3 protein-coding genes are annotated in these 6,036 nt (G+C 68.7%); all 3 read right to left on the bottom strand.

Annotated features, from left to right (window positions below; all coding sequences use genetic code 11):
- Window positions 1-3,780 (bottom strand): FtsK/SpoIIIE domain-containing protein (locus tag E1261_RS42485; RefSeq protein WP_132415634.1); only part of this gene is annotated, 3,780 nt, incomplete at its 3' end.
- 43 nt (window positions 3,781-3,823) lie between these two features.
- A complete protein-coding gene (locus tag E1261_RS42480; RefSeq protein ID WP_132415632.1) occupies window positions 3,824-4,639 on the bottom strand; it encodes an NAD-dependent protein deacetylase of SIR2 family in 816 nt (271 codons plus the stop codon).
- Between the two features lie 304 nt (window positions 4,640-4,943).
- Window positions 4,944-6,036 (bottom strand): GuaB1 family IMP dehydrogenase-related protein (locus tag E1261_RS42475; protein WP_132415630.1); only part of this gene is annotated, 1,093 nt, incomplete at its 5' end.

Raw genomic sequence — 6,036 nt, 5'->3', positions numbered from 1 at the left:
GACCGGGGTGGCTTGCGCGGCGATCTCGTGCAGGGCGGCGACTTGCGCCGTACCCTCGTCGTCTTCGGTGAGCAAGGCGATCTGGGTCTCGCGCAGGCCGCTGGCCCGGAAGCCGCGGCCGGGCGCGAGGCTCGACGGCAGGTCCTTCAGCAGCATGCCGATCATCAGGTAGTCCGACGGGTCGGTCATCCGGAGCAGCAGGCGATCTTCGAGCAGTGCGGAGACGCGGCCGACGAGGGCGGTGCGGTCCGCGGTCATGATCACCTTGATGCCGACGGCCGCGCCTTCCTGGAGGATCGTGAACCAGGCTTCGAGCAGCCGGCCGCCGTCGGTGGTTTCGAAGGCGGAGACGAAGGCTTCCCAGCGGTCGAACAGTACGACGATGTACGGCAGCCGGTCCTCCGGCGTACTCCGGCGTCGCTGCTCGGCGATATCGGCGTACCCGCTCGACGCGAGCAGTTGCTGGCGACGGCCGATCTCGGACTGCAGGCGCGCGGTCAGCCGGGTCAACCGGTCCAACTGGTCCCGGGACACGACTGCGCCGGTGTGCGGCAGGCTGACGAGTGGCAGCAACGCGTTGTTCCCGCAGTCCACGCCGTACAGGTGGACGTCGGCCGGTTCGATCAGCCGGCCGATCGAGCCGGCGATCGCCCGTAGAGCGGCCGAGCGACCACTGCGTGGCGCGCCGATGATCGCCAACGGACTCGAGGAATTCAGGTCGTACGTCGCCACCGCGCGCGACTGCTCATCCGGTACGTCGGCCAGCCCGAACGGGATCGACGGAAGCAGACCGTCTGTCTCGGACGGAGCACTCTCCAGCGACGCCAGCGTCAAACGGCTCGGAAGCGGCGGCAGCCATGGACTCGGCGGTGTGGCCACCCCGGAGATCCGGGCCGCCTCCTGCAGGCTCTGGACCAGCAGCGCAAGATCGGTCAACGCCGGTACGTCGTCCTCGTCCGGAGCGATCGCCGTACCGATAGCTCGCCCGAATTCGTCCCAGCCCACCGGGCGTGCGGCGACCGTTGCCGTCGCGAGTCCGGGCCGCCGGCCGCCGACTCGTGCGGTCTGGAACGGCACCAGCGATGAGTGCCCGAGCCGAGCGTACGCACGGCCCGGCGTCGACTTGGCGATGTACGCCGCATCGGGCGCCTCGATCACGTCGTCGCTGTCACCTGCGTCGGTCACCCGAAGCGCGATCCGCAAGTTCGTGTTGGCCTTGATGTCGTTGGTCACCACACCGGCCGGGCGCTGGGTGGCGAGCACGAGATGGACGCCGAGCGACCGGCCGCGCCGCGCGATGTCGACGATGCCGGTGACGAAGTCGGGCAGCTCGGTGATCATCGCCGCGAACTCGTCGATGACGATCAGCAGCCGCGGCATCGGTTCGTCGCCAGGACGCCGTTGCTCGAGGTACTCCTCGATGTCCTTGGCATCCGCCTGCTTCAGCTGCCGCTCTCGGCGGTGCAGCTCGGCGGCCAGCGAGGCGAGCGCGCGGGTGGTGAGATGGCCGTCCAGGTCGGTGACCATACCGACCGTGTGCGGCAGGTGGTTGCAGTCCTTGAACGCCGCTCCACCCTTGTAATCCACGAGAACAAAGGACATCTCGTCCGGACGGTTGCCGATGGCAAGGGATGCGATGATGGTCTGCAGCAGCTCGGACTTACCGGCGCCGGTCGTCCCGGCGATCAGACCGTGTGGACCGTCACGGACGATGTCGACCGTGAACAAGCCGTCGGCACCTTCACCGACGATCGCCTGCGTGGTGCGGCCGTGGTCGAGCCAGTGCCGGGCGATCAGCGCCGGTTCCGGCTCGTCCATTCCCAGCACGCCGAGCAGTCGGCTGGACGGCGGCAGGGTGTTCGCGTCGTCGGCGCCGGACACGTCCCGGATCGGCGACAGCGAGCGCGCCAGCCGATCGAGCCACTGCTCGCCGACCAGATCCGCACGGATTCCGTCCACGACCATCGCTCCGGTACGGCGAAGCCGCCACCACGCGCCGTGCGGCGCCAGCACCGCCTGGGCCTCGTCCGGGAGCTGACGCTCGTCCGCGTCCAAGCAGATGAACCGAACCCCGACAGCAGGACCGTCGCGCAGCAACCCGACCACTCCGGGCAGCAGCCGCAGCCGCCGAGCACCGTCCATGATCACGACGATCTGCTCGGCAAAGGCCGTCTGCTGGGCCAGCGGCCCGCTCAACGACTTGCGCCGGCTCTCGACGATGGCCGCCAGCTCGGCGATCCGTCGTCCGGTGGTCTCGTTGTCGGTCCCCAACCAGCTCAGGTAGCCGACGTCCGCCGTACCGCGCAGGTGCGGCAACCACCGCGTCCAGCGCCAGAATGCGCTCGACTCCGGCGGGCACAACACCATCAGCCGAAGGGTTTGCGGGCTGTGCAGGGTCGCGAGCTGGCCGGTCAGCCACGCGCCGAGCCGCTGCGATTCACCACCTGCTCCAGCAATACCGAGTACGCCGACCGTTGCCAACGGCACCGTGGCCGGCACGTCGGGAGCGGTCCAGGTCTGCGCCCGCCGATGGCTGTCGCGGGACGGCTCGTCGACGCGGACCTCACTCGGCAGATCCGCCGTACCGATCCGCAGGTCGAGCCAGTCAGGGTCGGTGACCCTGCGCTCCCACAACCGGGCCCGGGGGCCGGTGGCCAGGAGCAGCAAGCCGGCTGGATCCAGCTGGTCGCGGCGCCGGGCGTTGCGTTCGGCAACGAGTGCGACCATCGCGTCGCGTTCGATCGCGGCCTTCCGCTCGCGGTATTCGACCATCTGTTGCCGGTACGACGTCTTGCCCTCACGCCTGCTCTGGAGGTACTGGCCCAGGTACATCAGCGGGGACAGCAGACCGAACAGGAGCATGGTCGGCTGCCGCATGATCACCGCCAGCGCGATCGAACCGACCATCGGCAGCGACATCATCAGCAGCGGAAAGCTCTGCCGGTGGGCCTTCTGCGGCTCCGACGGCAGCACGAACTCGGTCTGCAGAGGTGCTGGCAGCAGTCGCGGTGGCCGGTTGAAATCGAGAGTGCCACCACTTGGATTGGGCGACAACGACGCGTCCGGGGTCTCCACTGCGGAGAGCGCGAGGAGCACCGGCCCGACGGCCAGTTGCGAGCCGAGAGGCCACGGCGTACCCGACCAGCGGCTCGTCGAATCCAACGGCCGGCGATCCAGCTCGACCAGCGACGTACGGGATGCAGCAGTCGCCGTACTGTCGGCATCCGATCCGATCATGACCGGACCGGCAGCGGGATCGTGCGGGCGGTCCGGTCCGGGCACGCTGTCTGCGACCTCCGGCCGGAGAGTCACCGCTGCAGTGGTCGAGACCGTCAGGGTGCCGACCAGAGCTGGCAGCTCCGGGACTTCCAGCCGTACGCCGGATGCCGCGGCGGACCCCAGTGTGTAGTCGCCGATGCCGAGCCGATGAACTGCGCCGGCGCCCGGTCCGCTGACCACTCGAACCTCCACGAGTCCGTGCGGCTCGGCCGGCAGGCAGCCGCGGGAATCGCCAACGCTGACTACGGTCCCTTCCCGCAACGGTGACTCCGCGAGCGCGAGGTGTGGGTCGATCACCCGTCCATCCACGTAGAGGGGGACGTCCGGTGCGATTCCGCGCAGATTCGTCACCGATGCCGTGCCGGGAGTCCGAGCGATGTTGCTCACCGCGGCGAGCAGTCGTGGCACCACTGCAGCAACCTTGGTGTCCGGGTCCGCTTCAAGGAGCACGTCCGCGCTCACACCCCGAACGGGGTCGACCACCGTGAGCACCACTCGCATCAGTCACTACCCCGTCCGCGTTGCACCAATAGTCAGACAGAGACTACGACGCGTCAGGCCCCACGAGGCCGGAAAGGGCGCAGCTGGGTCCTGCAACTCCGTGCAATCGCTGCCAGCTCGGTTCGTCGTACCAGAGCGACTGCGGATCGAGGTACGGCGCGAGGGCTGCGCTCACCTCTGGATCGTCGGCACCGTTCAGGTGGCCGGAGGCGATTCGGTAGGTGATGCCGGCCAGGAAGTCGGCGATCTGTACTCGGTGGTCGGCGAAGGAGTCCAGTTGCTCGATGGAGGCGATTGCTGGGGTTGCCTGGCGGAGGGCGGTGATTCGGGCTGGGGAGAGGGTGGTTTGGCGGTCGTGAGCGATCAGGACCGGGGTGCCGTCGGTCCAGTGTTCGGCGGCTCGGATGATCGCGGGGAGTAGCGGGTCGAGGCGTGGCAGTACGGCGGTCTCGTGGGCCCGGATGAAGTCGTTGGCCGCGTCGAGGAACTTGCGGGCCTCCTCGGTACGGCGGGAGGCGTCGTACAAGAAGGGGATTTCGTCCGGGCGCGCGCCGAGGAGGTCGACCAGGCCGGTGATCAGGAAGTAGGTCTTGTCGATCACGAAGACGCTGGCGTTGCCGGGGAGCGGGCCGTCCGGGCCGAGGAACCACAGCAGGGTGGCGCGGTGTTTGGCGCGGAGGAGGTGGTTGGCCTTGTACATGGTGGCGGGCGACTTGATGCGCGCGCGGAGCTCGGCGACGCAGGCAGCTGCGGTCGCCTCGTCCAGCCGGATGCTCGCGTGCGCGAAGACATCGGTCACGCCGCCGACGAGCTTCTCGCCCTCGTACCCGGATTCGTCACAGACGATGGTGGTCGGCACACGTCGACTCTCTCACCGGGCACAACCGCATTTCCAGGAGGACTGGCAGTCGCGGGTGGGGCGCGGTGTTCCCGAGTCGCCCTCCCAAGCCTCGGCCGAACCCCGGACCACCACCCGCGACCACGTCCAGAACGCCGTACTCCCTGCACTGCTCGATCCCACTCCCCCAGCGAGATCGAACACCACCTGCAGCGTGCCCGGCGTTCTCTCCCCCCTGCTGACTACAGCGTGCCACCAGCGGCAGAGCGTGCCAATCGCTCTCCGTATGAGGTTGTTGTGCACTCAACCTCACCCCCGGGGTGAGTCACCAGCTGGTGCTCGTCGGTTTGCCTTCGGCGTAGCCCGCGGCCGTCTGCAGGCCGACGACGGCCTTCTCGTGGAATTCGGCCAGGTTGGCGGCGCCGGCGTACGTGCAGGAGCTGCGGACGCCGGAGACGATCGAGTCGAGCAGGTCCTCGACACTCGGGCTTTCGGGGTCGAGGTACATCCTGGCCGACGAGATCCCCTCCTCGAAGATCGCCTTCCGGGCGCGCTGGAACGGGGTGTCGTCGGCGGTCCGCAACCGCACTGCGCGGGCGGACGCCATACCGAAGCTCTCCTTGTAGATCCGCCCGTCGCTGTCGCGATGCGCATCCCCGGGTGACTCGTACGTCCCGGCGAACCACGAGCCGATCATCACGCTCGAGGCTCCCGCGGCCAGCGCCAGCGCGACATCGCGCGGATGCCGTACGCCGCCGTCCGCCCAGACATGCTTGCCCAGCTCACGCGCTCGGGCTGCGCACTCCAGTACGGCGGAGAACTGCGGGCGGCCGACTGCCGTCTGCATCCTCGTCGTACACATGGCTCCTGGTCCGACGCCGACCTTCACGATATCCGCGCCGGCCTCGACCAGATCGCTCACACCCTCCGCGGTGACGACGTTGCCCGCAACGAGCGGCACCTCGGGGCTGAGGCTCTTGACCATCCGCAGCACCTCGAGCATCCGCTCCTGGTGGCCGTGCGCGGTGTCGATGACCAGTACGTCGATTCCTGTGTCCAGCAAGGCTTTTGCGCGCTGCTCGACATCCCCGTTGATCCCGATCGCCGCTGCTACTCGGAGTCTGCCGTTTGCATCCAGCGCAGGCTCGTACAACGTAGCCCTGAGCGCCCGCTGCCTCGTGAGAATGCCCACGATCGTGCCGGCCTCATCCACCACCGGCGCCAGCCGATGCCGCCCGTCGTGCAACTGGTTGAACGCCGCCTCCGGATCGATCCCCGCCGGCACCGTCAGCAACTCCCGCGACATCACCGCATCCAGCTGCGTGAACCGATCCACGCCAGCACAGTCCGCCTCGGTGACAACCCCCACCGGCCGCCCCCGGTCAACCACCACCACCGCCCCATGCCCCCGCTTCGGC

The organism is Kribbella albertanoniae (assembly GCF_004348455.1).
Classification (GTDB): domain Bacteria; phylum Actinomycetota; class Actinomycetes; order Propionibacteriales; family Kribbellaceae; genus Kribbella; species Kribbella albertanoniae.
The sequence above is the reverse complement of the archived record's forward strand: the minus strand, read 5'-3'. Positions and strand labels throughout refer to the sequence as shown.